This window comes from Novipirellula herctigrandis (assembly GCA_007859835.1).
Lineage (GTDB): Bacteria > Planctomycetota > Planctomycetia > Pirellulales > Pirellulaceae > Novipirellula_A > Novipirellula_A herctigrandis.
Map to the genome: position 1 here is coordinate 3,929,717 of SJPJ01000001.1, position 644 is coordinate 3,930,360.

Consider the following 644-nt stretch of genomic DNA (forward strand, 5'->3'; position numbering starts at 1 on the left):
CACGCCCCTAGGTTTCTTTTCCATGACCGACGTCACCGTTTACGACAAGGCAAAGTGGCACTTTGGTGGTGACTACCCCGCTGACCTCGACGAAGACTACGCCTACACCCACACTGGTTACTTTTTCGGCTGGATCGTCGAACACGACTTGGTTGACGCCGAATTCCTCGACGACTTCAACGATGATATCGCCCGTTTCCGCACTCGCAAAATTTCTGCTCGCGACCTGTTCATCATCACCGATGGCGCACTCGTTGACGACATGATGAATGACACCGGTAATGCATTCGCCGCGCACTACTTTGACATGACCAACGGCCAATATCTCGCGGACTACGAGGCCTTGTTGTGTGGCGGGCTTCCAACGACCTACCATGTCGAAGACACACCGGAAAATTATGCGACGATTTGCGATCGAATCACCGAACGCTTCAACGAATGGAACGCGTCTCGGTAGCTCGCCGGGGCGTGTAACATGGTTTTTACGCTAGGCCTTCGGCACACCGCTGTCGTTTGTTCAATCCTCCATCCGGTGGTAGAATCTCTCGTAGTTCAAACATCGTCCGCTTCGTTCAGGGCGGTGTCGTAAAAACCTTCCGTTGTCGGGACGAGGTCTTTCGATTCCATGCTCGAGACAACACGCA

General features: G+C 53.6%; 1 protein-coding gene. It reads left to right on the forward strand.

All coding sequences use genetic code 11. The annotated features are described in order from the left end of the window. Nucleotides 1–457, forward strand: a 457-nt coding sequence (locus tag CA13_RS14410) for a DUF7832 domain-containing protein (RefSeq protein WP_419194356.1), incomplete at its 5' end; no start/stop codon positions are given. Nucleotides 458–644 lie beyond the last annotated feature (187 nt).